At 67.9% G+C, this 26,443-nt stretch carries 26 protein-coding genes and 1 tRNA gene; 19 read left to right on the top strand and 8 right to left on the bottom strand.

Translation table 11 applies throughout. The annotated features are described in order from the left end of the window. Positions 1-78: 78 nt before the first annotated feature. Complete coding sequence (locus ACT9TC_RS08080; RefSeq protein ID WP_458040058.1) at positions 79-1,461, top strand: ATP-dependent DNA helicase; 1,383 nt, start codon at positions 79-81, stop codon at positions 1,459-1,461. A gap of 66 nt (positions 1,462-1,527) precedes the next feature. On the opposite strand, the gene ACT9TC_RS08075 is transcribed toward ACT9TC_RS08080, so the two are convergent. Both ACT9TC_RS08075 and ACT9TC_RS08070 read right to left on the bottom strand, forming a co-directional pair. Then, the gene (locus tag ACT9TC_RS08075; RefSeq protein WP_458040057.1) at positions 1,528-2,184 is read right to left on the bottom strand and encodes a biliverdin-producing heme oxygenase; all 657 of its coding nucleotides are present in this window, start codon (positions 2,182-2,184) and stop codon (positions 1,528-1,530) included. A gap of 43 nt (positions 2,185-2,227) precedes the next feature. Further along, positions 2,228-2,536 (bottom strand): DUF2470 domain-containing protein, encoded by a 309-nt coding sequence (locus ACT9TC_RS08070; RefSeq protein ID WP_458042844.1) that lies wholly within the window; start codon positions 2,534-2,536, stop codon positions 2,228-2,230. An 81-nt stretch (positions 2,537-2,617) separates the two neighbouring features. On the opposite strand from ACT9TC_RS08070, the gene ACT9TC_RS08065 reads away from it, so the two are divergent. Together ACT9TC_RS08065 and ACT9TC_RS08060 are read left to right on the top strand one after the other, a co-directional pair. After that, the gene (locus tag ACT9TC_RS08065) at positions 2,618-3,880 is read left to right on the top strand and encodes a serine hydrolase domain-containing protein (RefSeq protein WP_458042843.1); all 1,263 of its coding nucleotides are present in this window, start codon (positions 2,618-2,620) and stop codon (positions 3,878-3,880) included. Next, positions 3,871-4,755, top strand: a complete 885-nt coding sequence (locus tag ACT9TC_RS08060) for an EamA family transporter (protein WP_458042898.1) — start codon at positions 3,871-3,873, stop codon at positions 4,753-4,755. Before ACT9TC_RS08065 ends, ACT9TC_RS08060 begins: the two co-directional genes overlap by 10 nt. Positions 4,756-4,865: 110 nt before the next feature. Here ACT9TC_RS08060 and ACT9TC_RS08055 read toward each other — a convergent pair whose 3' ends face one another. Further along, positions 4,866-5,903, bottom strand: a complete 1,038-nt coding sequence (locus tag ACT9TC_RS08055) for a nucleoside hydrolase (RefSeq protein WP_458042842.1) — start codon at positions 5,901-5,903, stop codon at positions 4,866-4,868. A 62-nt stretch (positions 5,904-5,965) separates the two neighbouring features. Here ACT9TC_RS08055 and ACT9TC_RS08050 point away from each other — a divergent pair, with 62 nt between their 5' ends. Continuing rightward, on the top strand, positions 5,966-6,814 hold the full coding sequence (locus tag ACT9TC_RS08050) for a ribokinase (RefSeq protein ID WP_458042841.1): 849 nt from the start codon (positions 5,966-5,968) through the stop codon (positions 6,812-6,814). A gap of 91 nt (positions 6,815-6,905) precedes the next feature. On the opposite strand, the gene ACT9TC_RS08045 is transcribed toward ACT9TC_RS08050, so the two are convergent. Next, positions 6,906-7,304, bottom strand: coding sequence for an SRPBCC family protein (locus ACT9TC_RS08045; protein WP_458042840.1), 399 nt, complete (start codon positions 7,302-7,304; stop codon positions 6,906-6,908). Positions 7,305-7,364: 60 nt separating this feature from the next. Between ACT9TC_RS08045 and ACT9TC_RS08040 the strand changes: the two genes are divergently transcribed. Both ACT9TC_RS08040 and ACT9TC_RS08035 read left to right on the top strand, forming a co-directional pair. Continuing rightward, positions 7,365-8,045, top strand: coding sequence for an SDR family NAD(P)-dependent oxidoreductase (locus tag ACT9TC_RS08040; protein WP_458042839.1), 681 nt, complete (start codon positions 7,365-7,367; stop codon positions 8,043-8,045). A 72-nt stretch (positions 8,046-8,117) separates the two neighbouring features. Then, complete coding sequence (locus tag ACT9TC_RS08035; RefSeq protein WP_458042838.1) at positions 8,118-9,845, top strand: hypothetical protein; 1,728 nt, start codon at positions 8,118-8,120, stop codon at positions 9,843-9,845. A gap of 219 nt (positions 9,846-10,064) precedes the next feature. Here the strand turns inward: ACT9TC_RS08035 and ACT9TC_RS08030 are convergent. Together ACT9TC_RS08030 and ACT9TC_RS08025 are read right to left on the bottom strand one after the other, a co-directional pair. Further along, positions 10,065-10,138 (bottom strand) — tRNA-Gly (locus ACT9TC_RS08030). 58 nt (positions 10,139-10,196) lie between these two features. Next, a complete protein-coding gene (locus ACT9TC_RS08025; protein ID WP_458042837.1) occupies positions 10,197-11,039 on the bottom strand; it encodes a DMT family transporter in 843 nt (280 codons plus the stop codon). Positions 11,040-11,078: 39 nt separating this feature from the next. On the opposite strand from ACT9TC_RS08025, the gene ACT9TC_RS08020 reads away from it, so the two are divergent. Together ACT9TC_RS08020 and dcd are read left to right on the top strand one after the other, a co-directional pair. Next, on the top strand, positions 11,079-11,573 hold the full coding sequence (locus ACT9TC_RS08020) for a MarR family winged helix-turn-helix transcriptional regulator (protein WP_458042836.1): 495 nt from the start codon (positions 11,079-11,081) through the stop codon (positions 11,571-11,573). Between the two features lie 155 nt (positions 11,574-11,728). Beyond that, entirely contained in the window at positions 11,729-12,334 is a 606-nt protein-coding gene (gene dcd, locus ACT9TC_RS08015) for a dCTP deaminase (protein ID WP_458042835.1), read from the top strand. A gap of 155 nt (positions 12,335-12,489) precedes the next feature. Here dcd and ACT9TC_RS08010 read toward each other — a convergent pair whose 3' ends face one another. After that, positions 12,490-13,296, bottom strand: a complete 807-nt coding sequence (locus tag ACT9TC_RS08010; protein WP_458042834.1) for a MarR family winged helix-turn-helix transcriptional regulator — start codon at positions 13,294-13,296, stop codon at positions 12,490-12,492. Between the two features lie 116 nt (positions 13,297-13,412). On the opposite strand from ACT9TC_RS08010, the gene ACT9TC_RS08005 reads away from it, so the two are divergent. Both ACT9TC_RS08005 and ACT9TC_RS08000 read left to right on the top strand, forming a co-directional pair. Beyond that, positions 13,413-13,982 carry a MarR family winged helix-turn-helix transcriptional regulator gene (locus tag ACT9TC_RS08005; RefSeq protein WP_458042833.1) on the top strand — a complete coding sequence of 190 codons (570 nt, stop codon included), beginning with the start codon at positions 13,413-13,415 and terminating at the stop codon, positions 13,980-13,982. Between the two features lie 128 nt (positions 13,983-14,110). Continuing rightward, complete coding sequence (locus ACT9TC_RS08000) at positions 14,111-15,502, top strand: IS1380 family transposase (RefSeq protein ID WP_458041077.1); 1,392 nt, start codon at positions 14,111-14,113, stop codon at positions 15,500-15,502. Between the two features lie 214 nt (positions 15,503-15,716). On the opposite strand, the gene ACT9TC_RS07995 is transcribed toward ACT9TC_RS08000, so the two are convergent. After that, positions 15,717-17,108, bottom strand: coding sequence for an MFS transporter (locus ACT9TC_RS07995; protein ID WP_458042832.1), 1,392 nt, complete (start codon positions 17,106-17,108; stop codon positions 15,717-15,719). A gap of 296 nt (positions 17,109-17,404) precedes the next feature. Here ACT9TC_RS07995 and dnaK point away from each other — a divergent pair, with 296 nt between their 5' ends. The 9 genes from dnaK (at position 17,405) to ACT9TC_RS07950 (ending at position 26,440) form a co-directional block, all read left to right on the top strand. After that, positions 17,405-19,285 (top strand): molecular chaperone DnaK, encoded by a 1,881-nt coding sequence (gene dnaK / locus ACT9TC_RS07990; RefSeq protein WP_458042831.1) that lies wholly within the window; start codon positions 17,405-17,407, stop codon positions 19,283-19,285. A 3-nt stretch (positions 19,286-19,288) separates the two neighbouring features. Then, positions 19,289-19,930: a nucleotide exchange factor GrpE gene (locus tag ACT9TC_RS07985; RefSeq protein ID WP_458042830.1), complete on the top strand. Its 642-nt coding sequence runs from the start codon at positions 19,289-19,291 to the stop codon at positions 19,928-19,930. A 12-nt stretch (positions 19,931-19,942) separates the two neighbouring features. Next, a complete protein-coding gene (locus ACT9TC_RS07980; protein WP_458042829.1) occupies positions 19,943-20,929 on the top strand; it encodes a DnaJ C-terminal domain-containing protein in 987 nt (328 codons plus the stop codon). A gap of 28 nt (positions 20,930-20,957) precedes the next feature. Beyond that, positions 20,958-21,401: a heat shock protein transcriptional repressor HspR gene (locus tag ACT9TC_RS07975; RefSeq protein WP_458042897.1), complete on the top strand. Its 444-nt coding sequence runs from the start codon at positions 20,958-20,960 to the stop codon at positions 21,399-21,401. Positions 21,402-21,548: 147 nt separating this feature from the next. Then, a complete protein-coding gene (locus tag ACT9TC_RS07970; RefSeq protein WP_458042828.1) occupies positions 21,549-22,235 on the top strand; it encodes a GntR family transcriptional regulator in 687 nt (228 codons plus the stop codon). A gap of 79 nt (positions 22,236-22,314) precedes the next feature. Continuing rightward, the gene (locus ACT9TC_RS07965; protein ID WP_458042827.1) at positions 22,315-23,304 is read left to right on the top strand and encodes a tripartite tricarboxylate transporter substrate binding protein; all 990 of its coding nucleotides are present in this window, start codon (positions 22,315-22,317) and stop codon (positions 23,302-23,304) included. A 57-nt stretch (positions 23,305-23,361) separates the two neighbouring features. Further along, positions 23,362-23,892, top strand: coding sequence for a tripartite tricarboxylate transporter TctB family protein (locus ACT9TC_RS07960; protein WP_458042826.1), 531 nt, complete (start codon positions 23,362-23,364; stop codon positions 23,890-23,892). Continuing rightward, on the top strand, positions 23,889-25,574 hold the full coding sequence (locus tag ACT9TC_RS07955) for a tripartite tricarboxylate transporter permease (protein ID WP_458042825.1): 1,686 nt from the start codon (positions 23,889-23,891) through the stop codon (positions 25,572-25,574). The genes ACT9TC_RS07960 and ACT9TC_RS07955 overlap by 4 nt, the downstream gene beginning before the upstream one ends. Further along, the gene (locus ACT9TC_RS07950) at positions 25,571-26,440 is read left to right on the top strand and encodes a dihydrodipicolinate synthase family protein (RefSeq protein WP_458042824.1); all 870 of its coding nucleotides are present in this window, start codon (positions 25,571-25,573) and stop codon (positions 26,438-26,440) included. Before ACT9TC_RS07955 ends, ACT9TC_RS07950 begins: the two co-directional genes overlap by 4 nt. Positions 26,441-26,443: the final 3 nt, after the last annotated feature.

Raw genomic sequence — 26,443 nt, 5'->3', positions numbered from 1 at the left:
TGGCCAGTTTAGGCGGCGGACTTCACGGACCCGGCAGGCCCGGGCGGGCGAGCGCCGTGGCGCGAATAGCATGTTGCAGTGACCACGCCGCTGCTGTCCTCAGAACAGGACGCGTTGTTCCGGCGCATCGAAGACACCAACGACCACATCTTCGTCACCGGTCGGGCGGGAACCGGCAAATCGACGCTGCTGCAGCATTTCGCGGCGAACACGGCGAAGCAGATCGCGGTCTGCGCCCCGACAGGTGTGGCGGCGCTCAACGTCGAGGGTCAGACGATCCACTCGCTTTTTCGCCTTCCCATCGGGTTGATCGCCGATCAAGAGCTCGAACAACCGGAGGCGACGCGCAAGATCCTGGGCGCGATCGACACCCTCGTGATCGATGAGATCTCGATGGTCAACGCGGATGTGATGGATGGCATCGACCGTTCCCTGCGCCAGGCTCGGGCGCGCCGCGCCGAACCGTTCGGCGGGGTCCAGGTCGTCATGTTCGGTGACCCGTATCAGCTCGCCCCCGTCCCTCCGCGGGGGGACGAACTCGCCTACATCCGCGACCACTACCGCTCGTTCTGGTTCTTCGACGCGCACGTGTGGGCCGGTGCGGACGCGGGTGGCGGCAGCGGTAATGACGGCGGGACCGCGCTCGCCGGCTTCGGGGAACTCGGTCGCTACGGGTCCGAGCTGAACGTGCACGAACTCGTCGACATCCATCGCCAGTCCGACGCGGCGTTCAAGGCGATGCTCAACGCGGTGCGTTACGGACGCGTCACGGCAGACATCGCGGGCGTGCTGAACGGCATGGGCGCTCGAACGCCCCCCGCGCCGGAGGCATCCGAGGCCCCCACCATCACGCTCGCAACGCGCAACGATCGCGTTTCGGCGATCAATCGCAAGCACCTCGAGGCTCTGCCCGGACGATCGCAGACCGCTATGGCCGAGATCACGGGCGACTTCGGGCGGGGCGAGGGCGCGTACCCCGCGGACGTCGAATTACAGATCAAAGTGGGCGCACAGGTCATGTTCCTGCGCAACGACATCGCCTCGTTCGGTGAGGCGCCCCGCTGGGTGAATGGCACGATCGGCACGGTGACGCGCATCACGGGCGGAACGGTACGGGTCGAGGTGGATGGTCGCGAACACGATGTCGAGCCCGCGGTGTGGGAGAAGTACCGCTACAACTACTCGCCGCTGACCAAGCGCATCTCGCGCGAGATCGTCGCCGAGTTCCACCAGTTTCCGTTGCGACTGGCGTGGGCCGTGACGATCCACAAATCTCAGGGCAAGACGTACGACCGTGCCGTGATCGACCTGGGTCAGGGGGCGTTCGCGCCGGGGCAGACGTACGTCGCGCTCAGTCGGCTGACATCGCTCGAGGGCCTCTACCTCTCGCGTCCTCTTCGACCGAGCGATATCCGCGTCGATCCGGACGTCGAACGCTTCATGCGCTCCGTCCGCGGCTGACATCCGGCGGGGGCCCCGTCAGGCGGACGACGTCTCAGGCGACGGATGCCCCAGGCGACCGATGCCTCAGGCGACGGATGCTTCGGTGCGCGCGCGCTCGAGGTCCTGGAACAGATCGGTGTTGAACTGGTACGCCCGCAGCACCTCGTCGACGACGCGCTCACGCTCTTCGTCGTCCCACGGAACGGCGTCCAGCTGCTCGCGGTAGACGTCCTTGAACGCGCGGGGGTCCGCGATGTCGTCGAAGACGTAGAACCCGACGCCGTTCGTTTCGAACCCGAAACGGCGCTGCATGACGCGTCCGATGAAGATGCCGCCGGAGAGGTCGCCGAGGTAGCGTGTGTAGTGGTGCGCGATGAAACCGCCCGGCCACGTCGATCCGACCTCTTCGATGCGAGCGACGTAGCGCTCGGTGGTGGGGAGCGGACGGATGCTGTCGGCCCAGTCGGGTCCGATCAGGAACTCCAGGTCCGCCTCGAGCGCCGGCAACCGGGTCAGTCGCTCGGTGATGAAGGGAGCCGCGACGGGATCGCTCGACATCCGATCCGCGGCCGCCTCGAGGGCCCGATAGATGAAGTAGTGCTGCGCGACGAGCGAGATGTAGTCGTCGCGGGTGCCCTCACCCTTGAGCAGGCCGGACATGAAACCCTCGCCCTCGCTCGCGGAGTGGGCGCCGCTCGAGCGCTGACGGAGCAGGGTGGAGAACGGAACGACGTTCGACATGCAGACAGCATAGCGGGCGAATTTAGGATGCCCTAAGTAAATTTTACGCGTGGGGCCGAGGTTCGATTCCGAGCTCAGCGCAGGCCGCGTCGTAGAGGGCGACGACCTCGCGGCGCACCTCGGGACGTTCACTGATCGGGGCGCCGGGCCACGGTACACGCAACGCCGAAGACGTGCCCGCGGCATCCGTGACACTCCACTCGGCACCATCGCCGTCGAACCCGGTCATGACGGCGCCCACCGCTGCCGGGTGACCGAAGGCGCGCGCGATCAGAAGGTTGTCGTTGTTGTGATCGCTGTTCATGTGGTGCAGCACCGCCGAAACGGTGGCGTCGTCGAAAGCATGCGGCATTCGCACAGCTTAGGACGGCCGGGCGTGATGGAACCGTGACATCGAAGCCATAAACTTCTGAGGACGACGCCGGAGGTGAGCATGGCCGCACGATGGACGCGTCGGCGTGCCCTCGGTGCCACAGCGGCGCTGTTGGCCATGACTCTGGGCCTCGCGGGATGTGCCCCCGACGGTCCCCAGGACGTCGACTTACCGGCGCAGGCAGACGCCGCCCTCGCGGATGACGTCGTCGCTCAGTTGGACGAGGCCGTCCGCAGTGCGATGGCGGCCACCGCGTCCACGGGCGCCATCGCCGGGGTGTGGTCGCCGTGGAGCGGCAGTTGGGTCTCGGCGATCGGGACGGATGCGACGGGATCCGCGCTCACGTCCGATATGTCCTTCCGTGCGGCCGATGTGACCCGCATGATGACGTGCGACGTGCTCTATGCAATGGTCGACGACGAGCTCGTCGCTCTCGACGATTCGGTCGTCGATTACGTCCAGGGCGTCCCCTCGCTCGAGGCCGTGACGCTGCTCGATCTGTGCAACGGCACGGGCGGCATCGGGGCATACGAGCCGGTCGTCGGCGCGTCGTGGGTCACCAACCCGGAGCGGGTGTGGCATCCGCTGGAGATCGCATCGTTCGGCGTCGGCCAGCCGCGGTCCGCGGTCGGTACCGAGTACCGCGGCGCGGACTCCGGCTATGTACTGCTCGGTATGGCTCTCGAGCGGGCATCGGGTGAGACGGCGGCCGAGCTCTACGACCGCTACATCTTCACCCCTCTCGCCCTCGACAACACCACGCTGCCGGGCACGCGGGCGGCCCTCCCCGGTACGCTTCCGCTGCACGGCTATCGCATCCTCTCGAACGCGGACGGATCGCTCGCGTGTGATGCCCCGTTGGATGTCTCGACCCTGTCCTCGTCCGTCGGCTTCACGGACTCGGGTGTCGTGTCGACCGTGACCGATCTCGGCCGCTACGTGCAGGCCGCGGCGGTCGGAGCGCTCGCGCCGGAATCCGCCGAAGGACGCTGGTCCGCTCCGCTACCCGTGTACGCCGGAGCGCCGGCGTGGTTCACGGCGACGGGCGGAGCACTCCAGGCGGGGTCGCTCATCGGCCAGTACGGTGGACTGCCCGGCTACCTCACGGCCGCATTTGCCGATCCCGAGACCGGAATGACCGTCGTCGTCGTGCTCAACAACTCGACCGCCCCGGCCCAGGTGATCGGAGATCTCGCCTTCGAGCTGGCCGCGATCGCTTCCAAGGCCCCGGCCGCCTCCGGCGCGACGGCACCCGAGTTCGGGCTGCCCTGGACCGCACAGCAGTACCACGACGCGATCAACCAGACGAACATCTGCCGGTGAGCCGGGCGCCCCTCGGCCGCCCCGGCGCCGTGGCGCTCGTCGTCGGCGGCCTGGCGTGCCAGGAGTTGGGGGCGTCGCTCGCCGTCTTGCTGTTCCCCTCGACCGGACCACTCGGCATGGTCATGTTGCGCCTGGTCTTCTCGGCGATCCTGTTGTTCGCGATCGCGCGTCCGTCGCTGCGGGGACGGAGTCCGGGGGCGTGGCGAGCCGTCGTCGCCTTCGGGCTCGTGCTCGCCCTGATGAACGGCTTCTTCTACCTGGCGCTCGAGCGCTTGCCGCTCGGTGTGACGGTGACGATCGAGGTGCTGGGCCCGCTTGCCCTGTCGGTCATCGTCGCGCGCCGGCTTTCGGCCTGGCTCTGGGCGGTCGTGGCACTCGCGGGCGTCGTGCTTTTAGCGGGCGGTGGCTGGGACGACCTCGACCTGCTCGGTGTGTTGTTCGCGCTTGCCGCGGCGGCATGCTGGGCCGGATACATCCTGTCGTCGGCGCGAGTCGGACGCGAGTTCTCGCAGCTCGACGGGCTGGCCATCGCGATGGGAATCGGCGCGGTCGTCGCGCTTCCGTTCGGGATCGCGGACGCCGGCGCGGCCCTGCTCAGTCCCGTCACGCTCGGACTCGGGGCCGCCGTCGCGGTGCTCTCATCGGCCATTCCGTATGCGCTGGAGCTCACCGCGTTGCGTCGGCTGCCCGCATCCGGGTTCGCCATCCTGATGAGTCTCGCCCCCGCCATTGCGACGCTTGCGGGCTGGATCCTGCTCGGGCAGATGCTCACGGCAATCGAACTGGCGGGCATCGCGCTCGTGATCATCGCGAGTATCGGCGCTGTCCGCGCGAGCGCACGGGCGGCGGATGCGGCGGCTCGGCCCCTCGGCTGAGCCCGTCGGGTCCACTCACCTGGCAGTACCCGGGGTTTACAGCGCTATCGGGGCGCAACTACTGCCAGGTGAGCCTCTCGGAGTGAGTCCGATGGCGGGGTCCGCAGTGCTTACGGCGTGGCCATTCCCGTCAGGACCTCGACCAGGTGCGGTCCGAGGGGCCGATCGATCTCACGGACGAAGCGCGTGCGGTGCCCCTCGTGGTGCAGATCGCCCAGGCGCTGATTACGCAGGTCGGCGATCGTCTGCCCGCGGCCCGGGCCATCGCTCGTGTCGACCGTGATCGGCACGAGCGGAGCACGGGTCGCCGTGACATCGCCCACGGCGAGTGCGGCAGCGAGCGGGTCGTGCAGTGCGCACATCCGTCGCCCGTAGGTGGGTTCGTAGAAGTCGAAATAGTGGTCGAGGATCTGACCGAGGGCGCGGGGGAAGGGTGCCGCCGCCGCGAGGAAGGCGTCGCGGTCGGCCTCTTCCAGGGTGTGCTCCATCGTCACATCGAGCGGCACGAGGGTGACGTCCCAGTCCGCGGCGAACACCTCGGCCGCTGCCTCGGGGTCGTTGCCGATGTTGGCCTCGGCGACCGCGGTGATGTTGCCCGCGGCGACCCCCGCGCCGCCCATGATCGTGACGGACCGGATGCGTTGGGTCAGGGTCGGGTCGGCCTGCAAAGCCAGCGCGAGGTTCGTCAGTGGGCCGATCGCGACGATTTCGAGGTCGCCCGCGTACTCGTGCGAGAGCTCGAGCAGCAAGTCGACAGCGTGGCCGTCGCGCGGCTCGCGGGTGCTGCGCGGCAGCTCGACATCGCCGATGCCGTTCGCGCCGTGCACGTGGGGTGCGCCGCCTCCGAAGCCGTGGCTGAGGTGGTCGTGAGCGCCGATCGCAACCGGGACATCCGGCTGCCCGGCGAGAGCCAGGAGGTCGAGGGTGTTGCGCGCCGCGGGGGCAGAGGCGAGGTTACCGCTCACGGTCCCGATGCCGACGAGGCGGACGGCGGGGGATGCGAGCAGATACCCGAGGGCGACGGCGTCGTCGACACCCGTGTCGCAGTCGAGGTAGAGAGGGCGGGGCGTGGCGGCGATGATGATCTCCTTCGGTGGGGGGAGCGACGCCATCGTCGTCCGAGCGCCCGGCGGTACGAACGGGCTCACTGGGTTATACCCCGGCGAGGGCTAAGACGGCAAAACGCCCCGGGGATGGTGGAATGGCCGGTATGGCTCTTCCCCCTCGCGCGCCCCTCGCCGTCGTCGGCAGCATCAACGTTGACCTGACCGCGAGTGTCGCGCGACTACCCGGACCGGGCGAGACCGTGCTCGGCGGCACGCTCGCCCGTGAGCCCGGCGGCAAGGGGGCGAACCAGGCCGCCGCGGCCGCGCGGCTCGGCGCACCGGTTCGCATGATCGGCTGCGTCGGTGACGACACGGACGGGCGGTGGATGCTCGAGGGGCTCGCGAACGCCGGCGTCGATGTCAGCGGCGTGTGGCTCGGCGATGAAGCAACCGGCACGGCGCTCATCACGGTCGACGCGGAGGGCGAGAACCAGATCGCCGTCTGCCAGGGCGCGAATGCGGATGTCTCGCTGCTCGGTGTCTCGTTCGAGCCCGCAGAGGCGGTGCTCGTTCAGCTCGAGGTTCCGATGGATATCGTGTCGGCGCTCGCCGTATCGGTGCCCGGGTATCTCGCGATCAATGCGGCCCCCGCGACTGCCCTGCCGGAGGCGGTGGTCGCGCGCGCCGACCTGATCATCGTGAACGAGACGGAGTACGCGCTGCTGCCCGAACTCGCCGGAGCGCGGACGGTCGCCGTGACCTACGGCGCGGACGGCGCGGCGCTCCGCCGCGACGGGGTGGAGGTGGCGCGGGTCCCTTCGCCGCGCGTCGAAGCCGTCAGCTCGGTCGGGGCGGGCGATGCATTCTGCGCCGCCCTGACCCTGGCGCTGCATGCCGGCTGGGATGACGAGGCTGCGCTGACGGCCGCCTGCGCCGTCGGGGCCGATGCGGTGCGGCATCCGTCGGCGCAACCGCCGCTTCGGCCGCTCGCGGACTACGCCCCGCTCGCCTGAGTGATTCACGCTTCGGCTGCAGGCTCGCGCATCCGCACCACTGATTCACGTAGCGGATGTCGCGAACTGGAGCCCTTGCGGTGCTCGAAGGTCAGGCGGTGGGAGGGGACACTCGCGCGGCCAATCGATCAAGATCTGCCTCGACCATGCGGATATCCCGAGCGAACTCGTCGTCGGTCAGCTCGATCTGACGAACGGTGAAGATCACCTCGGACCCCTCGGGGTGCGCGACGACGCGAAGAGGGTTGGTCACGACCGTGCCCGAAGGCAGGGTTACGTCGTGGTCGAGCACGCCGAATGGGTTCCGCTCGACGAAGCGGACGCGCACCGGACCCATCGGTGACGCGACCACGAGGTCGTCGCCGTCGCGGGTCACGTCCGACTGGGCCAGGCCAGCAGCCCACGCGGGGAGGTTCTCAACCTTCAACGCGTATGCGTAAACGACCTCGGCGGGTGCGTTGATGACACGGCTGACGTGATGGCTCCTCATGATGCCAGCCTGACACGCGGGCACCGCCGATTCGTTGTACCCGCGCGCTACCGTTGCCGGATGGATCTGCAGCTTCGTGACCGAGTCATCCTCGTCGTCGGTGGTCATGGCCTTCTCGGCCGTGCGATCGTCGAGCAGCTGACGGCAGAGGGAGCTGTGGCCGTTCCCGCGTCGCGAACGAGCGCCACTGGCATCGTGATGGACGCCGCCGACGACGCATCCGTTTCCGCGGGGATGGCTCGGATTCTCGAATCTCACGGGCGCCTGGACGGCGTCGTCGTGGCCGCTGCCCCGAGCGCGCGAACGTTGGATCCCGCGAAGAACTCCGAGCCCGCACAGGTGGGCGATGCCGTCGACGGGAAGGCGCTGACCTTCGTCCGCGTCGCCAACGCCGCCCTCCGGCACATGCATGACATCTGCTACGGGCGCATCGTCGGGATCAGCGGTCAGAACGCTTTCGTCACGGGCAACATGGCGGGTTCGATCCGGAACGCGGCACTCATCATTGCCGCAAAGCACCTTGCGGATGAAGCGGCGGGAACGGGCGTGACCGTGAACGTCGTGAATCCCGGGATCGTCGCGGACGACCCCTCGCCGGATGTGCCGGTGGGCGCGAGCGGCCAGTCGACGCCCGCGGACACGGCGCGGCTCGTCACATTCCTGCTGTCCCCGCTCTCGGGAACGGTGTCGGGTGAATCCATTGCGGTGGGGCATCGCACGCGAGGATTCGTGGGGCTCTGAGCCCCGGGAGCGGTCGGACTCTTCCCTGACGAGCGCCACAAGGCGGCAGCGGCGTTATGGAATACTGACCGCGTGAGGACACCCCGCGTCGCCGCTCTGCTCCTGACCGTCCTGGCCCTGGGGGGACTGACGTCGTGCACGTTCGGTGCTCCGACGCCCGAAGCCGACAGCGCCGCATCGCCCTCGGCGTCCCCGCGTTCGACGCCCGCGCCCACGCCGAGCCCCGCGCCGACGTCCTCACCCCTGCCGACCGTATCGCCGTCACCGAGTGCATCTCCGACGGACCCGGGCGGGTCCCGCGGCGGCTCTCGGGGCGGCCGCTCGGGCGGCGGGGGGAACTCGGGCGGCGGCAACTCGGGGGGCGGCGGCACTCCGCAGCCCCAGCCGACCACACATCCCACTGCGGCACCCACCCCTACGCCCACGCCCACCGTGCCTCCGGCATGCCCGACAAGCAGCACCGATCCGGTCATCCCCGTCCTGGATTTCGGTTCCATCGCCGCGTTCTCGACGACCGCGTTGGCTCAGGGCGAAGACTGCACGGGCTTCAGATCGTTCCTCTCGACCGGTTTACCGCAGTACGACTCGCAGTCGTTCGAGTTCTTCGGTCACCTCGTCGACGATCAGGGCGCGACCAATTCCATCGCGCTGATGTCGCAGGGCAACACCGTGATCCCCGGGCTCCAGGTGCCGTGGTTGACGATGGAAGAATCGGGCCTGATCTTCAACCGACTTTCGCTCAACCAGGGTCCGACCTTCGGTGGCATCGACGGTCTCGCCGACATCTCGGTGCCCACCACGATCAGCTACCAGCCGTGGAACATCCACGTCGAGCAGCAGAACACCGGCGATCCCGAGCAGATCGTCGATATGCGTGTCGTGTCCGGCGCGATCGGCGCGGTGGGGTCGGTGTATCAGCTGACCGTTTCGGTCGAGACAGGAATGGCCGGGTCCAACGCGAGGGAGTGGACGACGCTCTCGGTGCGAGCGAAAGACGTCACCGGCATCATCCAGTGGGGGTATGGCCCCAACGGATTCTTCCCGCTGTGGATGTTCGACGGCGCCCCCCTTCCCGCATCCGGTGGTCCGATCCCCACCACGGACCAGCGCACGCCGATCATGAACCAGTACGGCGGCGACATCGGCGCGTACCTCGAAGCGACCGGTGACCCCATGACCGGTCAGGGATCGCACTACTACTCGATGCCCCTGGTGAAGGTCGAGGAGTGGTCGGTGCAGATCGGGTCGACGTACGTGGCAAGCGGCACCGAAGGTCTGCTGTTCTTCGACAACCTCACCGAGACCTACAACGACGCGGCACAGTACGTCGTGGGCAACGGATATGAATGGACCGAGTTCTCGGTGCAACTCCCCGACAGCCTGCAGGGCATGCTGATCGCGACGACCGGGCAGCAGGAGGTCGGACAGCTGCATTACGCGATGATCGGCGGTGCGGGCTCTTCGCAGTCGGCCAACGGCACCCTGCAGCCGACCGCCAACTGGCCACAGGATGCGATTCACATCACACCGACCGCCGACACCTGGACCTCGCCGCACAGTTGCTACGTCTATCACCTGGACTACACCGTGCAGCTCGACGGATCATCGACCCGCCCCGCGGCGGACCTCGTCTTCAGCGCCACCGCGTCCGATCAAGAACTCAATGCCCTGAACCGCGCGGTGTACGAGGGCCTCTTCTCCTACACGGGCACCCTCGGGGGCGAGGCCGTGAGCGGATACGCGTGGGGCGAGATCCAGGGCGTCCCGCCGACCGGAAATCCCGTTCCGCCGAACTGCTAGCCCTGCTCGTTCCGGCGGCGTCTACGCGAGAGTCCCGCCGCGCGGCCCGTGGCGACACGTCGGGACAGTGGAGGGGCTGACGGGAATCGTCCCCACCGCCTCTCCACACGTCGCTGCGCGACGCGCGGAGCCTCCGGCGGCGTGGGCCCACCGTCGGTTCGATTCCCGCCCACACGACAATCGCCCCGCCGCTCGGCCTGCGGCCGAACGTCGGAGCGATGGAGGGGCTGACGGGAATCGAACCCGCGCTATCTGCTTGGGAAGCAGAAGTTCTGCCATTGAACTACAGCCCCAGAGCACCTTGCGGTGCCCGGCCAGCCTAGCAAACGGGCACTGTTGCGCTCGCGCGGTTCACAATTCAGTCTCCACGGCCCGAGTCGGACGCCGGTGAGCCGGAAGTCCGCGGGATCTCAAGGGAATGTCGCGCGGGCCGTTTCGCAGAGACTGAGTTACGAACGCGATCGGCTCGGGATGCGGAGGGGGTACTCGCCGTGGCGCGGGCAGATGCCGCAGCCCCGCGAACCAGCACAAGAAGGCAAGCGCCGTCGCGATCACGGCGACGAACGCGTACGCAACGACCCCCGCGGTATCCACTCGAGGCGGTGCGCCCTCCACCGTGACGGCCAGGATCGTGAGGACGAGCCCGCCGGCGAGCAGCTGCCAGGATGTCGTGGCAACCAGGGGGGTGGAATCCACCCACCGGGTCGTGAGGATCGCGCCGAACGACGACAGCAGCAGGGCGGCCACTGACGCCACGATGCCCCAGGCATCCATGCCTGCCGCGCCGAGGCCGACGACGAGTGTGACGCCTCCGATCCCCAGCGCCGCGCCCAGCGCGAGGCGGAGCGTCGGGCGTTCGCCCAGCAGGGGCCACGCCATGCCCGCGAGCGCCAGGGGTGCGAGAGCCATGACGGACGCCGCAATGGAGGTTGGCAAGAGCTGGGCCGAGACGTAGACCAGGACGAAGAACCCGCCGAAGTTGAGCGTTCCGAGGATGAGCGAGCGCCACCACCATGAGCCGCGCGGCAGGCGTCGCGTTATGAGCAACAGCAGCAGACCCGCTGGCAGAGCGCGGAGCGCGGCGCCCCAGAGCGGCGAGTCCGCGGGCAGAAACTGGCGTGTCACAAAATATGTCGCGCCCCACGCGACGGGGGCGACGGCCGTGATCAGAAACCAGCGCCATTTAACTTCCATGGAAGACACTATAGCTTCTATGGAAGATATAGTGGGCGGATGAGTGTTCTCGATCGTGTCGATCAGATCCAATCGGAGTGGCGCAGGGAGCGGCCCGACCTGGATGTATCTCCGATGGCGCTGATTGGGCGCATCCATCGCCTGGGCGATCGCCTGCGGGACGAACTGCTGATCGTCTACCGCCGCTTCGGGCTGAACGAGGGCGAGTTCGACCTGCTCGCGACGCTGCGCCGCGCGGGGGCGCCCTTCGAGGCAGCGCCCGGCGAGCTCGCGCGCCACACGATGGTCACGACGGGCGCGGTGTCGAAGCGCCTGGACCGACTCGAAGCCGCGGGTCTCGTGCATCGACGCGAGAGCGACGCGGATGGCCGTGGCCGAGTCGTCGCGCTGACGGAAGCGGGCCGTCGCACAATTGACGAGGCCTTCGCCGCGCACATGAGCAATGAGGCTCGTCTGGTGGAGTCGCTCACTCCCGGCCAGCGCGCGCAGCTCGAGCCGCTGCTGCGGGCCTGGCTGTCCCCCCTCGAAGGGTGACCGGATTCGGACGCGTCGCGCGGTTCGCAATTCAGTCTCGGCGGGGCGGGCTCGGCGGCTGCGGGCCCTGCGCCCCCGTGTTTTCGGGTGGTCACAGCGCGGTCGGGTTCGCGGAGACTGAATTGCGAACACGACGGGCTCGGTAGGCTGAGGCCGTGCTGCTCTCGGACCGTGACATCAAGCTCGAACTCGACGCGCGGCGGATCGGGCTCGAGCCCTACGACCCGCAGATGGTGCAGCCATCCAGCGTCGACGTGCGGCTCGACCGGTACTTCCGGCTCTTCGACAACCACAAGTACCCCTTCATCGACCCGGCCGAGGATCAGCCCGAGCTGACCCACCTGATCGAGACCGCACCGCACGAGCCGTTCATCCTGCATCCGGGGGAGTTCGTGCTGGGCAGCACCTTCGAACTGATCACGTTGCCCGACGACGTGGCGGCCCGGCTCGAGGGCAAGTCGTCGCTCGGACGCCTCGGCCTGCTCACGCACTCGACCGCCGGGTTCATCGACCCGGGATTCTCGGGCCACGTCACGCTCGAGCTCTCGAACGTCGCGACCCTGCCGATCAAGCTGTGGCCCGGCATGAAGATCGGACAGCTGTGCTTCTTCCGGCTGTCTTCGCCGACCGAGAACCCGTACGGCTCGGGTCCCTACGGCAACCGATATCAGGGGCAGCGCGGGCCTACCGCGTCCCGATCGTTCCAGAACTTCCACCGCACCGACGTCGGCGTCACCGACTCGGGTGCCGCCGGAGGCTGACACGAAACGATCCTCGCGCCCAACCTGTTCGGTCGGATGCGAGGATCGATGTCTGCGCGGCGAGTGCGCCGGTTATTGCCGAGATGTGCGTTTAGTCGCGGGCAATGACCGGCTCTTTCGAGCGCAACGGGCGCACTCGCGCGCCGGCCGAGGCATCAGGATGCCTCGGCGCGCTCCTTCGCGGCGCGGAAGCCTGCGTCGAAGCCGCGCTCGAACGCGCGCTCGCCGTGGCGCTCGCCGCGGTGCCCGTGGTGGTGGCCCTTCGCGCCGTGACCCTCGGGGCCGCAGTGCTCGGGGGAGCCGCGGTGTCCGAAGCCAGGGCCGAATCCGGCGTCGGCGCCCGGAGCGAAGCGAGCACCGAACGCACGACCCGGACCGAAGCCCGGACTGAAGCCCGGGCCAAAGCCGGGCCGGAAGCCCGGGTCGAACCCGCGGCCGGGGCCGAAGCCCCGACCGGGACCGAAGCCCCGACCGGGACCGAAGCCCGGGCGTCCGCGCTCGCCGCGAGGCATCCGCTCGCTCCCATCCCAGCCCAGTTCGCGGGCGATGGCCTCGAGCGAGGCGGTCAGGGTCGCGTAGTCCTCGGGGCTCACGGCGCCCGAGACGCGCTCGCGGATGCCGTCGACGATCCCGCCGAGGCGTTCTTTCGCGGCGCGTCCTTCGTCGGTGAGTGCCCAGGCGTCATCCGTGCGAGCGACCCAACCGCGTTCGGCCAGGGCGCGCAGACGTTTGCCGCCGCGTCCGTGCACGCGGGAAGCGAGCCAGCCGGGCACGTCAATGTCGCCGGACACCGCGTTCAGCAGCATCCGATCGCGTCGTTCGACGTCCTCCGCGGCGAGAGCCGTCGCGAACTCGCGACCGATCATCGCTTCCACGGCGCGCAGCCAGTAGCTGAGAGGGAGGGCAGGGGTGGGGCGATCCTCGTCGGGGCCGCCGTTCGGGGTGTTCTGTGTGTCAGTCATGAAAAGTCCTTTCAGGTGTCCGGATGAACAGCCGGACACAATTGCATGTCATATTGCATGTGCATGTACTGTCACATGTAAATCGGTCTATGTCAAGTCGCATGTAAATTGGTGGCATGGCCGACGAAGATTCCGGAGCTGCGGGCGCGCATCAGCCCGACGATGCCGACGCGATCGCCGCGGCTCTCGCCCGACTCCGCGGCCGACGGATGCCCCGACCACCCTGGAGCGAGGACGGACCCCCGCGCAGCGCCGGCATGCACGGCGGACCCCCGTGGATGCGCGGCGGCCCGCACCGTGGCGGACATCCGCACGCGGGCTCACCTCCATGGGTGCCGCCGCGCCTGGGTGGACCTGCGCGAATGCGGTTGCTCGAGACCCTTGCTCAGGCATCCGGTCCCCTGTCCGTTGGCGAGATCGCCGACGCGATCGGCGTCGATCAGCCCCGGGCATCCCGCCTGGTGCAGCAGGGCGTCGACCTCGGTGTCGTGCGTCGGGAGGCCGACCCCGACGATGCGCGTCGAACCCGCGTCGCACTGACGGATGCCGGATCTGCCCTTGTGCGCGGCTTCCGCGGCGACCGTCGCGAGGCTGTGGATCGCGCTCTGTCGACCTTCACCGACCAGGAGCGCGCGGATCTTGCGCGCCTGTTGAACAAGCTCGCGGACGGATGGCCGAGCGCCTGAGCCCTAGCCTCGGGCTTTCACGCTTGTGGTCCGGCGACCGTGCGTGTTGGATAGGGAAAGTGCTCCTGACCTGGGAGAATAAGGCTTGTCGAGAGTCGTATTGATCCGCAAGAAGGAGCACCTTCAGGGTGAAGAATACCGGAGCGTATCCCCGCGTGAATGTTGACACCGCGAGGGTGTCCGCGATCGGTCAAGCGGGCGGTGTGCTGCTGACCGAAACCGCACGCGCCACTGGTCTTGACCGGGCGCTGTCCGAGGCTCTCGGGCCGTGGCGGAAGCCGTTTGCGATCCATGATCCCGGGAAAGTTGTCGTGGATCTTGCGATCGCGCTCACGTTGGGTGGTGACGCTCTCGCTGACATCGGGGTGCTCCGCGGCGAGCCAGGGGTGTTCGGGCCGGTCGCATCAGACCCGACGGTGTCCCGCACGATCGCGGCCCTCGCTGCTGACCCGGACCGCGCGATCGCTGCGATCAACACCGCGAGAGCCACTGCTCGGGAGCGGGCGTGGTCGCTGGCCGGTGAGCACGCGCCCGGTCACGCCGCGACGGTGAAGGACCCGCTGATCATCGATCTGGATGCGACGTTGATCACCGCGCACTCCGAGAAAGAACACGCCGCACCGACATACAAGCGCGGCTTCGGCTTTCATCCGTTGTGCGCGTTTCTCGACCACGGGAAACCCGGGGCGGGTGAGGCGCTCGCGATCAAGCTCCGCCCGGGCAACGCCGGCTCGAACACCGCCGCGGACCACATCGACGTCGTGAAACAAGCGCTCGCGCAGTTGCCCGGAGGTTCGGCCCGGCCGGGGAAGAGCGTGCTGATCCGCGCCGACGGTGCCGGTGGAACGCACGAGTTCGTGAAGTGGCTCAGCGGGCGCCGGTTGGCGTATTCGGTGGGGTTCACGCTCCCTCAGTTCACCCCGGAGCTGTATCGGAAGATCCCCGAGAAGGTGTGGGCACCGGCCTACAACGCGGCCGAAGAAGGCCGCCCGGGTGCGGATGTCGCCGAGTTCACCGGGATCCTCGACCTCACGAAATGGCCGCCAGGGATGCGTGTCATCGTGCGCCGCGAACGACCACACCCCGGCGCGCAACTGCGGTTCGATGACGTCGACGGTTACCGCCTGACCGCGTTCGCCACGAACACGGCCCGCGGGCAACTCGCCGCCCTCGAGCTGCGGCACCGTCGGCGGGCGCGCTGCGAGGACCGCATCCGTATCGCGAAAGACACCGGACTGCGCAACCTGCCCCTGAAAGCGTTCGATCAGAACCGCATTTGGTGCCACCTCGTGGCCCTCGCGTCCGAACTGATGGCCTGGATGGGAATGCTCGCGCACCCCACCGATGCCGCCCGCCGGTGGGAACCGAAACGGTTACGGCTGCGGCTGTTCTCCATCCCGGCAGCGATCGCGCGGCACGGCCGGCGCACGACCCTGCACCTCTCCGACCGGGCAACCTGGGTCGCCACGGCCCTCGCGGCGATCACCGGGCTGCGCGCTCACGCGCGGGCGCCCGGCTGACGCCGGCAGCCTTCAGTCCACCCACGACAGCACCGCCCCGGACCGGAACCCCGCCCACGCAGCGACACGCGACTCATTGTCGTACCCAGGCGACAGAATCAGGTTCAAGCGAGCGCACCCACGCTCATTCGACCCCGCTCACAACGACCATGAAAGGTCGAGGCTAGGCATCCGTCGGCCGTCATCCGCGCCGCACGGGTAGGGGGAGCGGCGGTCAGGCGCGGTCGGCGATGCGCTGCCCGGTTTTGACCGGCACCAGAAGCAACAGGCCGACCAGCAGCACGAGCACGATGCCGAGGATGCCGAAGTAGGCCTCGCCCGAGACCCCCACGAAGATCGCGAACATCGTCGGCGCGAGGAACGAGACAGCGCGTCCCGTTGTCGCGTAGAGCCCGAAGACCTCGCCCTCGCGTCCCGGCGGGATCGAGCGCGCGAGAAAGGTTCGCGACGCGGATTGGGCGGGCCCGACGAAGAGGGTCAGCGCGAGGCCGGCCGTCCAGAACACGATCTGCCCGCCGTCGTGGAGGAAGAAGACGAGCGATCCCGAAACGATGAGACCGATCAGGGCGATGACAATCACGGGCTTCGCGCCGATGCGGTCGTCGAGCGATCCGACGGCGATCGTCGAGATTCCCGCGACGATGTTCGCGGCGATCGCGAAGATGATGACCTCGCCGGGCGAAAAGCCGAAGACGGATGCCGCGAGCACCCCGCCGAACGTGAACACCCCGGCCAGCCCGTCCCGGAACACCGCGCTGGCGAGCAGGAACCAGACCGTCTGGCGGCTGTCGCGCCAGAGGTGCGCGATGTCGCGCCCGAGTCGCGCGTAGGAGGTGAAGAATCCGACCTTCTCGCGGCGCGTGCCCGCGCCTTTGTACTCGGGTACCACGAACAGGACGGGGAGCGCGAAGAGGCCGAACCACACCGCCCCGACGATCATCGACAAGCGCACGTCGAGACCGTTCTCGCTCGGTAGCCCGAAGAGGCCCTGAATGAAGCCGAAGTACACGATCAACAGCAGGACGATCCCGCCGATGTAGCCCATGCCCCAGCCGAAGCCGCTGACGCGTCCGATCGAGCGGGGAGTCGAGACCTGCGTGAGCATCGCGTTGTAGTTGACACCCGCGAATTCGAAGAAGACGTTGCCCGCGGCCAGGAGCAGGAGGCCGAGCCACAGGAACGAGGGGTCCGGCTGCACGAAAAACAGGGCGAGGGTGATGCCCACGACGATGTAGGTGTTGACCGCGAGCCAGAGCTTGCGGCGTCCCGAGGTGTCGGAGCGCTGGCCGGTCACGGGCGCGAGAAGCGCGATCAGCAGGCCCGCGGCAGCGAGGGCCCACCCGAGCTGCGCCTCGACGGTGCCCTCCGGGCCGAAGCTCGAACTCGTCAGATAGACGGCGAAGACGAAGGTCGTCACGACCGCATTGAACGATGCCGAGCCCCAGTCCCAGAGACCCCAGGCGATGACGCGCTTGCGGCTGGTGCTCGCAGGTCCGTCGCCGGTGGCGCCGAGGGCGGCCAGGGCATCGGTGGATGTCGCGGGTGCCACCCGGGCGAGGTTCTCGGGCGTGCGGGCCTCAGCGTTCGGGTGGTCGGGGTCGCTCATGTGCGGCAAGTTATGGCCCTTCGGTGAACGGCGGGTGACCCGGGGCCGCGACGGTGCGGCGCGCTCAGGCTATACCCGGGTCGCCGCTATGACATTGCGGGTGCCGCGGCAACGGCGTTCGAGCAAAGTTGAGCCGGTTCATATCAAGTTCATTTGACGTTCTCGCGGGTGAGGGATACCCTTGAGTCATAACGGCTCAACCCGTCTGATTCACCCCGAACCGGACGACGTCGAGACGCACCAGACTTCAGGCCGCGGCATCCGCCCGGCCTCACACGAAGAAGAGAGAGACACACATGCCACGTGCAGTTGGAATCGACCTCGGCACGACCAACTCGGTCGTCAGCGTCCTCGAGGGCGGCGAGCCCAAGGTCATCGCAAACGCCGAGGGCTTCCGCACGACCCCCTCAGTCGTCGCATTCACGAAGGACGGCGAGGTGCTCGTCGGCGAGACCGCCAAGCGCCAGGCCGTCACCAACGTCGACCGCACGATCTCGTCCGTCAAGCGCCACATGGGCACCGACTGGACGTTCGACGTCGACGGCAAGAAGTGGACGCCGCAGGAGATCTCGGCGCGCATCCTCGGCAAGCTCAAGCGCGACGCCGAGGAATACCTGGGCGACAGCGTCACCGACGCCGTCATCACCGTTCCCGCGTACTTCAACGATGCCGAGCGCCAGGCGACGAAGGAGGCCGGCGAGATCGCGGGTCTCAACGTCCTGCGCATCATCAACGAGCCCACCGCTGCTGCCCTGGCCTACGGCCTCGACCGCGGCAAGGAAGACGAGCTCATCCTCGTCTTCGACCTCGGTGGCGGCACGTTCGACGTCTCGCTGCTCGAGGTGGGCAAGGACGACGACTTCTCCACGATTCAGGTCCGCTCGACCGCCGGCGACAACCGCCTCGGTGGAGACGACTGGGACCAGCGGGTCGTCGATCACCTGATCAAGCAGTTCAAGGACACCACGGGCGTGGATGTCGCGGGCGACAAGATCGCCCTGCAGCGCCTCAAGGAGGCCGCGGAGCAGGCGAAGAAGGAGCTCTCGAGCTCGAGCTCGACGAGCATCAACCTGCCCTACCTGTCGCTGACCGAGAACGGCCCCGTGTCGCTCTCCGAGACGCTGACACGCGCCAAGTTCGAGGACCTGACGAAGGACCTGCTCGACCGCACCAAGAAGCCGTTCGAGGATGTCATCCGCGAGGCCGGCATCAAGGTTGCGGACATCGACCACGTCGTGCTCGTCGGTGGCTCGACCCGTATGCCCGCCGTTGCCGAACTCGTCAAGCGCGAGGCCGGCAAGGAAGCCAACAAGGGCGTCAACCCGGACGAGGTCGTCGCCGTCGGCGCGGCCCTCCAGGCCGGTGTGCTGAAGGGTGAGCGCAAGGACGTTCTGCTCATCGACGTGACCCCCCTGAGCCTCGGCATCGAGACCAAGGGCGGCATCATGACGAAGCTCATCGAGCGCAACACGGCCATCCCGACCAAGCGCAGCGAGACCTTCACGACGGCCGACGACAACCAGCCGTCCGTGGCGATCCAGGTCTTCCAGGGCGAGCGTGAATTCACACGCGACAACAAGCCGCTCGGAACGTTCGAGCTCACCGGCATCGCTCCGGCTCCCCGCGGCATCCCGCAGGTCGAGGTCACCTTCGACCTGGACGCCAACGGAATCGTGCACGTGTCTGCCAAGGACAAGGGCACCGGCAAGGAGCAGTCGATGACCATCACGGGTGGCTCGTCGCTGCCCAAGGAGGACATCGAGCGCATGGTGCGCGAGGCCGAAGAGCACGCCGCGGAAGACAAGAAGCGCCGCGAGTTCGCCGAGGTCCGCAACCAGGCCGAGACCCTCTCGTACTCGATCGAGAAGCTCATCCAGGACAACGCCGACAAGCTGCCCGAGGACGTCAAGTCGTCGGTGCAGGCCGACGTCGACGCGCTGAAGACGGCTCTTGCGGGCGACGACGACGAGGCTGTGAAGGCCGCGTTCGACACCCTCAACGCCAGCCAGGGCAAGCTCGGCGAAGCGATCTACGCCTCGTCGCAGGCGGCGGGCGATTCGGCGGGCGCAGGGACCGACCCTGACGCGACCGAACCGGGTAACGGCGAGACGCCGAACCCGGAAGAGGACGTCATTGACGCCGAGGTCGTGGACGACGAAGACGAGAAGAAGCAGTAGGACATGACAAACAAGGACGACGAACGCCCCGAGGGGCAGGGCGCCGGTCCTGATGGCACGCAGGGGCCGGAGGAGCAGTCCTCCGGCCCCGTGTCGCAGGACGGGGTGTCGCAGGACGGGGTGTCGCAGGATGGCTCGGACGCCCAGGGTGACGAGCTGACGCTCGACGACATCCTCGGTGCGCCGCAGAACGCGGATGCCGCAGCTCAAGAAGCCGTGCTGGCCGATCTCGAATCGGCCCTATTGGGTGATCTCAAGCGCCTGCAGGCGGAGTACGCCAACTACCGCCGCCGCACGGAAGAACAGCGCGAGCGCGAGATCGAGCGTGCGAAGGGCGAGGCCGCAAAGGGCCTTCTCCCGGTGCTCGATGATCTCGACCGCGCCGCCAAACATGGCGACCTGCAAGAGGGCACACCGTTCTCGGCGATCGGCGAGAAGATCCGCACGGTCGCTGAGCGGCTCGGCGTGACCTCGTTCGGTGTCGCCGGCGAGGCTTTCGACCCGCAGGTGCACGAGGCGATCTTCCAGCAGCCCATCGCGGGAACGGAGGCGCCGACGGTGCTCGAGGTCGTCGAGGTGGGCTACCGTCTCGGCTCGGTTGAACTTCGGCCTGCCAAGGTCGTCGTCGCCGTGCCCGCAGAGTAGACGGAGGCAGCGATGGCTAGCCAGGACTGGTTCGACAAGGACTTCTACAGCGTGCTGGGCGTCCAAAAGGACGTCACGCCCGCCGACCTCAAGAAGGCCTACCGCAAGCTTGCGCGCACGTATCACCCCGACTCCAACCAGGGTGATGTCAAGGCCGAGTCGAAGTTCAAAGAGATCAGCGAGGCGTACTCGGTGCTCTCGGATGCCGGTCAACGCGAGGAGTACGACCAGATCCGCGCTATGGGCTCGGGGGCACGTTTCACCGCTGGCGGTGGCGGCAACCAAGGCTTCGAGGATGTCTTCAGCCGCTTCGGCCAGGGCCGCGGCGGACCCCAGCCCGACTTCGACGACATCTTCTCGATGTTCAACCAGCAGGGCGCGGGCGGGTCGTTCGGATCCGGCCGGTTCGGTCAGACATCCGGCGGTTTCCGTGGCTACGGCGGACCGACGCGTGGCGCGGACATGACGGCGCGGACGACGGTCGACTTCGTCACGGCGACCAAGGGCGAGACCATCACGCTCCAGGGTGAGGACGGCAGCCCCTTCAAGGTCAAGATCCCCGCGGGCGTCGCAGACGGGCAGAAGATCCGTCTGCGCGGACGTGGACGGCCCTCGCCGGATGGCGGCGAGACCGGCGACATCGTCGTGCAGGTCACGGTCCGCCCGCACCCCGTCTTCACGCGCGATGGCCTGAACCTGCGCGTGACCGTGCCGGTGACATTCACCGAGGCGGCGCTCGGCGCAACGATCGAAGTTCCGACGCTCGGTGGCGACCCCGTCAAGCTGCGGGTTGCCCCCGGAACGCCCTCGGGTCGCGTGCTACGCGTCAAGGGGCGTGGCGTGCAGACGCAGAAGGGCACGGGCGATCTGCTCGCCGAGGTGCAGGTGGCTGTTCCCGCGCATCTGGACGACGCGGCTCGCGAGGCACTCGAGCGGTTCCACGAGCTGGAGCCGAAAGAGAACCCGCGTGCCGACCTGATGTCCAAGGCGCGGGGCTGAGAGGCTCGGTGATGGGGTGGTGAGCGGAATGCAGGGCGACGAGGTCGACGAGGATGCGCCGATCTTTGCCATCGCCGTCGCAGCCGAGCTCTCTGCCATGCATCCGCAAACCCTCCGCCAGTACGATCGGCTCGGATTGGTCGTGCCCGCCCGTACGCAGGGCGGTTCGCGGCGCTACTCCATTCGACACGTGCGGGAGCTTCGTGAGGTGGCCCGGTTGTCGGCCGAAGGCATGAGCCTGCCGGCGATCGCCCGCATCTTGCAGCTGGAGAACGAGGTGCGGGCGCTCCGGCGTCACGTACGGGAGCTCGAGCAGCGGGTTCGTGCCGAGCGCGACAACCGCCCTGGGGCCAGGGTTTTCGCCGCCGGAACCGAGGGCGCCGTCGTCACGCTCCGTCACGGCAAGCGGGTCCGCCGAGCCACCGACATCGTCCTCTGGCGTCCCCGGCATCTCCCGGACTCCGGCTCCTGACGTGCGCCGCGAAACTCCACCTATGTCACCTTTGAGGGTGGCAGTTTCAAGACGTATACGACGTTTCGCGGGGCGGGGGCGGCGGACGGCAGGGGCCCGGGACTATCCTGACCGTAATCTGTTGACTGTCAACGAGGAGGTGCCCGCGTGTCGAGACGGGTGGAGCGTGCGGTATCGCTCGGGACGCAGGTGGCCGACATCCTGCGGCAGCGGATCGTGCGCGGCGAGCTCAAGCCGGGTGAACGTTTGACGGAAGAAGCGCTCGCGGAAGAGTTCGATGTCAGCCGGGGGCCGATACGCGACGCCATCACGCAACTGAGTTTCGAGAAGCTGGTCGAGGTTCAACGCCCACGCGGCGTCTACATCGTCGGATTGACGGAAGAGGATGTCGAACAGCTCTACAGCCTGCGCGCCGCGCTGGAGCAGCTGGCCCTGCGTCGGGCCATGCGCGTGGAGGACGATGCGCTATGGCAACAGTCGAGGGACTGCGTGGCCCGCATGAAGGGCGCCGCGGATGACCGCGATGCACCGGAATTCGCGCGCGCCGACCTCGAGTTCCACTCCTATATATACGAGCTCTCCGCCCACCCCCGGCTGCAGGCGGCTTGGCAGCAGTACCTCCCCACGTTCGCGGCGCTGCTCGAGGTGACGATCAACCACGACGAGGATCTTCACGAGTCCGCTGAGGATCACGTGCTGCTCTACGACGTGATGCGCTCGGGAGACATCGAGGCGGCAGCGCGGGTGCTGGAGGCGCATCTCGCCGGCGCAGAGGAGCGGATGTCGCTCGAACTCGCGGCCCGTCGCCCGGCGGTGGAGGTCACAGCTTCGTGAGCATCGTTGACTGTTAACAGTCAACGATGTAGGTTTGGCGAGTCGACAACAACGTCGATCCCGCACCAGAGGAGCAAAGATGCCCCGTCCGCGCATCATCCGAACCGCAGCAGGTTTCGTCGCCCTCGCCCTCGGAGCCGCAAGCCTTGCCGCCTGCACGCCCGTGGCCGATGAGCCCGACGCCGCAGAGTCCGGCGAGACCGTCGAGTCGACATACCCCGAAGGCGACATCCGCCTCATCATCCAGGCCAACCCGGGTGGTGGGTCCGACCTGTCGTCCCGCGCGCTGGCCACCGAGCTGGAGTCCATCCTCGGGGTCAGCGTGATCCCCGAGAACATGCCCGGCGCATCCGGCGCGCTCGCGATGGAGTACGTGGCGGCACAGCCCGCCGACGGCTACACCATCGGTTTCGGGCCGGTCGAGATCGCCATGCTCAACACGACGCAGGGCGCCGACGTGCTTCCCGAGAACTACGACCTGCTGGGCCAGATCATGCTGGCGCCGGGCGTCATCTCGGTCGGTGCCAACAGCGGGATCGAGACGCTCGAAGACCTGATCGCACAGGCCGAGAGCGGTGCGGTCACCGTTGCCAACTCGGGAGCCGGCTCGATCTGGGAGGCGGCGACGCTCGGTCTCGGCGCCCAGACCGGCGCCGAGTTCACGCCCGTGGCCTATGACGGCGGTGCCACCGCCGTCGCCGCAGCAGCGTCGGGAGAAGTCGTGGCAGCGGTCTCGGGCCTCGGCGAGGCCCTCGCGCAGCAGGGTGCCGTGCGCATCCTCGCCGTGATGAACGATGAGCGGCACCCGAGCGTCGAGGACGTTCCGACGGTCGAGGAAGCCATCGGCGAAGAGGTCGAGTTCGGTGGATGGGGCGGAATCTACGCACCCGCGGGCCTGCCCGATGATGTGCGCGAGACCCTCGAAGCCGCAATCGCCGAGGCGGTCGAGAGCGAGGGCTACCAGGAGTTCCAGGCCAGCGCCGGCAACCTCGTCGTCTACCGCGACTCGGCCGAGTTCACGTCCTTCGTCGACGAGCAGTTCGCCCTGTTCCAGGACCTGCTGGGTTGATCCGAACGGGGCGGGAAGGCATCCTTCCCGCCCCGTTCCTTCACGGAGAAGACGATGATGTCCACGACTGACGGCACCGACGTGCCCATCACCCACGACGGGGCACGGCCCGCGCGTTCGCTCGAGATCGCCCTGGCGATCGTGGCCCTCGCGTTCACGGCGACATACCTGTTCCTGTCTACGCGGATCGAGCTTCGCCTGGAGGCTGCCCCGGGCCAGCTCGATGCGCGCTCCTGGCCACTTCTTCTCGGCACCCTCGGCGTGGCGATGTCGGTCGTGCTGCTCGTGATCGCGATCGCCCGCCCCGCGCCATCGCGGGAGGACCTCGAGGTCCGGCGCCCGGGCGGCGTCGTCCGCGTCATCGTCACCTTCGCCATCACCGCGGCGTTCGTCTTCGTGTGGTCCTTGTCATCCATCGTCGCCTTCGGCTACCGGTTCGAGCTCTTCCCGATCGTGACCGCTGTCTACCTGTTCGTGCTCATGCTCGTCTACGGGCAGCGCAAGCGGCTCGGCCTGGTCATCTATCCGCTCGCACTCACCGCGTTCATCTACGTGCTGTTCGGCATGCTCCTGAGGATCCCCCTATGAACCCCTTGGTCGATGGGATCAGCGCGCTGCTGGACATCTCCGTCCTCTTGTACATGCTCGTCGGTCTTCTGCTGGGCTTCATGGTCGGTGCCTTCCCGGGCATCACGGCCACGATGGCGATAGCGCTGGCGGCCGGCTTCACCTTGACGCTCGAGCCCGTGCAGGGCTTGGCGGTGCTGCTGACGATCTATGTCGCCGCGAACTTCGGCGACCGCGTGCCGTCCATCCTGATCAATACGCCGGGCACGCCCGCATCCATCGCCACCACGCTCGACGGATACCCGATGGCCAAGCAGGGCCGCGCAGGGCTCGCCCTGACGATCTCGGCGATCGTGTCGGCGATCGGCATCCTGGCATCCCTCGTGCTCTTCGCCCTGGTAGCCGTGCCCGTCGCGAATTTCGCCCGCGACTACTTCCGCTCGCCTGAGCTGTTCGCGCTCGTCGTCTTCGGCATCGCGATCATGATCGGCATCTCGTCGAAGTCGATGATCAAGGGAATCCTGGCCGGCGCGTTCGGCCTCATGCTCGGCACCGTCGGCACGTACTCGGCGACGGCCGATCAGCGCTTCACCTTCGGCATCCTCGAATTGGTCGAAGGTCTCAACTTCATCGCCGTCATCATCGGACTGTTCGGAATCGCCGAGCTGTTCGACCAGATGCTCACCTACCACCAGAACAAGATCAAGCCGGTTTCGAGTCTGGGCCGCTGGTGGCCCAATCGCGCCGAGCTGAAGCAGACCCGGCGTGCGCTCGGCGTCGGCGGCGCGGTCGGCCTGGGGGTCGGGCTCGTGCCGGCGGCCGGCGGCGATATCGCCGGGCTCATCGGATGGGAACGGGCCCGCAAGGTCTCGAAGCACCCCGAGATGTTCGGCAAGGGATCGATCGAGGGCATCACGGCGTCCGACACGGCCTCGAGTGCCACCCTCGGCGGGTCGCTGACCACGACCATGGCGCTGGGGATCCCCGGCGACTCCGTGATGGCCGTCATGATCGGGTCGATGATCATCTGGGGCATCGCCCCGGGGCCGAACCTCTTCGCCAACCGGCCGGACCTGGTCGTCTCGATCACCGGGATCATGCTCATCGCGACCCTGCTCTCGCTCGCGCTGAGCCTTGTGCGCATGCGCGGCATGGTGAAGCTTCTGGACGTGCCGCACCCGTACCTCTGGAGCGGCATCCTGATCTTCTGCATCATCGGAACCTTCGCGACGTCGAACAGCCTGTCGACGGTCGTCACCATGCTCGTCTTCGGCGTGATCGGGCTGCTCATGAAGCGGATGGCCGTCCCCGCCGGACCCGTCGTCCTCGGACTTCTCCTCGGGCCCCTCGCGGAGGAGAACTTCGCCAGAACCCTCGCGATCCTGCCCACGCGTCCGTTCTTCGAGGTGTTCAGCCCGATCGCGCTCGTCCTGCTCGCGCTCGCCGTGCTGTCGATCGCGGTTCCCGCCATCCGCAACGCCCGCCGGCCCGCCGGAAGCCGCGCGTCACTCGCTGATTCGATTCTGGAAGACGAGGTCGTCGACGATATCGAGCAGAAGCACGCAGCGCTCCAATACCTGCCGGACCCCCGCACCGACACGATCCGCACCCAGGCCGAGCTCGATGAGCTCATGCGCCGACCCAACCGCACGCCGACCTCGACCGTCGAGAACCCGGCAGACGCCCCGAAGGACGAAAAGTGACCCGCCGAGACATCGTGACCGCCGTTCCTACCAGCTTCCACGCCGATGGCGTGCTGGACGTAGATGGAACCCGCTCCATATTCCGGTACGTCGCGCGCTCGGGAAACGAGGGTGCGCTGGTGCTCGGGACGACGGGGGAGTTCCCCGCCATCGATGATGCCGAGTTCGAAACGATCATCGGCCTCGCACTGGACGAGCTCAGCGGATCGATGCGTGTCATCGTGCACGTCGGCCAGCCGAGTGCGTTCGAGGCCGTGCGCCGCGTCCGGATTTCCCAGGCGCTCGGCGCTCGAGAGTTCGCGGCGCTGACGCCGTACTATCTGCCCTCGACAGATGAGGCACAGTTCGAGTACTTCCGCCAGGTCGCGGATGCCGTGGGGAACGGGCAGCTGTATATCTACATCTATCCTGCGCGCAGCGGCAATACCGTCAGCCCCGATCTGCTTCGCAGGCTTGCCGACCTCCCGGCCGTCGTCGGCGCCAAGATCAGCGAGCTCTCACTCGATGACATCGCCGCCTACCGCGCGGCAGTGCCCGCGGACTTCGTGATTTACACGGGAGCCGACAAGGATCTCGTCGCCGCGGGTCAGGTTGGCGCTCAGGGAGTCGTCTCCGGCGTTTCGTCGGTTACCCCCGCTCCGTTTCGCGCACTCGTGGCAGCCGCCGCCTCCGGTGATCCAGAGGCGCTCGCGCGGGCCCAGGCGGACGTCGACGATGTCTGTACCGTCATCGGCGGTGACATGGCCCGCATGAAGGCGGCTTACCGCATTCTCGGTGTGGCCGACGGCACGTGCCGCATGGCTCTCACGGCGCCCGATCAAGCCGCCATCTCCGAGCTTGATCGCGTGCTGACTGCGTACGTCTGAGCG

This window comes from Microbacterium sp. HM-570, from assembly GCF_054165885.1.
This window is presented reverse-complemented; position numbering and strand designations above follow the sequence as displayed.

Excerpts from the sequence above, each read along its gene's own strand:
- ACT9TC_RS08075 (WP_458040057.1), bottom strand. The coding sequence starts at position 2,184 with ATGTCGAACGTCGTTCCGTTCTCCACCCTGCTCCGTCAGCGCTCGAGC.
- ACT9TC_RS08070 (WP_458042844.1), bottom strand. The coding sequence starts at position 2,536 with ATGCCGCATGCTTTCGACGACGCCACCGTTTCGGCGGTGCTGCACCAC.
- ACT9TC_RS08065 (WP_458042843.1), top strand. The coding sequence starts at position 2,618 with ATGGCCGCACGATGGACGCGTCGGCGTGCCCTCGGTGCCACAGCGGCG.
- ACT9TC_RS08050 (WP_458042841.1), top strand. The coding sequence starts at position 5,966 with ATGGCTCTTCCCCCTCGCGCGCCCCTCGCCGTCGTCGGCAGCATCAAC.
- ACT9TC_RS08045 (WP_458042840.1), bottom strand. The coding sequence starts at position 7,304 with ATGAGGAGCCATCACGTCAGCCGTGTCATCAACGCACCCGCCGAGGTC.
- ACT9TC_RS08040 (WP_458042839.1), top strand. The coding sequence starts at position 7,365 with ATGGATCTGCAGCTTCGTGACCGAGTCATCCTCGTCGTCGGTGGTCAT.
- ACT9TC_RS08025 (WP_458042837.1), bottom strand. The coding sequence starts at position 11,039 with ATGGAAGTTAAATGGCGCTGGTTTCTGATCACGGCCGTCGCCCCCGTC.
- ACT9TC_RS08020 (WP_458042836.1), top strand. The coding sequence starts at position 11,079 with ATGAGTGTTCTCGATCGTGTCGATCAGATCCAATCGGAGTGGCGCAGG.
- ACT9TC_RS08010 (WP_458042834.1), bottom strand. The coding sequence starts at position 13,296 with ATGACTGACACACAGAACACCCCGAACGGCGGCCCCGACGAGGATCGC.
- ACT9TC_RS08005 (WP_458042833.1), top strand. The coding sequence starts at position 13,413 with ATGGCCGACGAAGATTCCGGAGCTGCGGGCGCGCATCAGCCCGACGAT.
- ACT9TC_RS07995 (WP_458042832.1), bottom strand. The coding sequence starts at position 17,108 with ATGAGCGACCCCGACCACCCGAACGCTGAGGCCCGCACGCCCGAGAAC.
- dnaK (WP_458042831.1), top strand. The coding sequence starts at position 17,405 with ATGCCACGTGCAGTTGGAATCGACCTCGGCACGACCAACTCGGTCGTC.
- ACT9TC_RS07985 (WP_458042830.1), top strand. The coding sequence starts at position 19,289 with ATGACAAACAAGGACGACGAACGCCCCGAGGGGCAGGGCGCCGGTCCT.
- ACT9TC_RS07980 (WP_458042829.1), top strand. The coding sequence starts at position 19,943 with ATGGCTAGCCAGGACTGGTTCGACAAGGACTTCTACAGCGTGCTGGGC.
- ACT9TC_RS07975 (WP_458042897.1), top strand. The coding sequence starts at position 20,958 with ATGCAGGGCGACGAGGTCGACGAGGATGCGCCGATCTTTGCCATCGCC.
- ACT9TC_RS07965 (WP_458042827.1), top strand. The coding sequence starts at position 22,315 with ATGCCCCGTCCGCGCATCATCCGAACCGCAGCAGGTTTCGTCGCCCTC.
- ACT9TC_RS07960 (WP_458042826.1), top strand. The coding sequence starts at position 23,362 with ATGTCCACGACTGACGGCACCGACGTGCCCATCACCCACGACGGGGCA.
- ACT9TC_RS07955 (WP_458042825.1), top strand. The coding sequence starts at position 23,889 with ATGAACCCCTTGGTCGATGGGATCAGCGCGCTGCTGGACATCTCCGTC.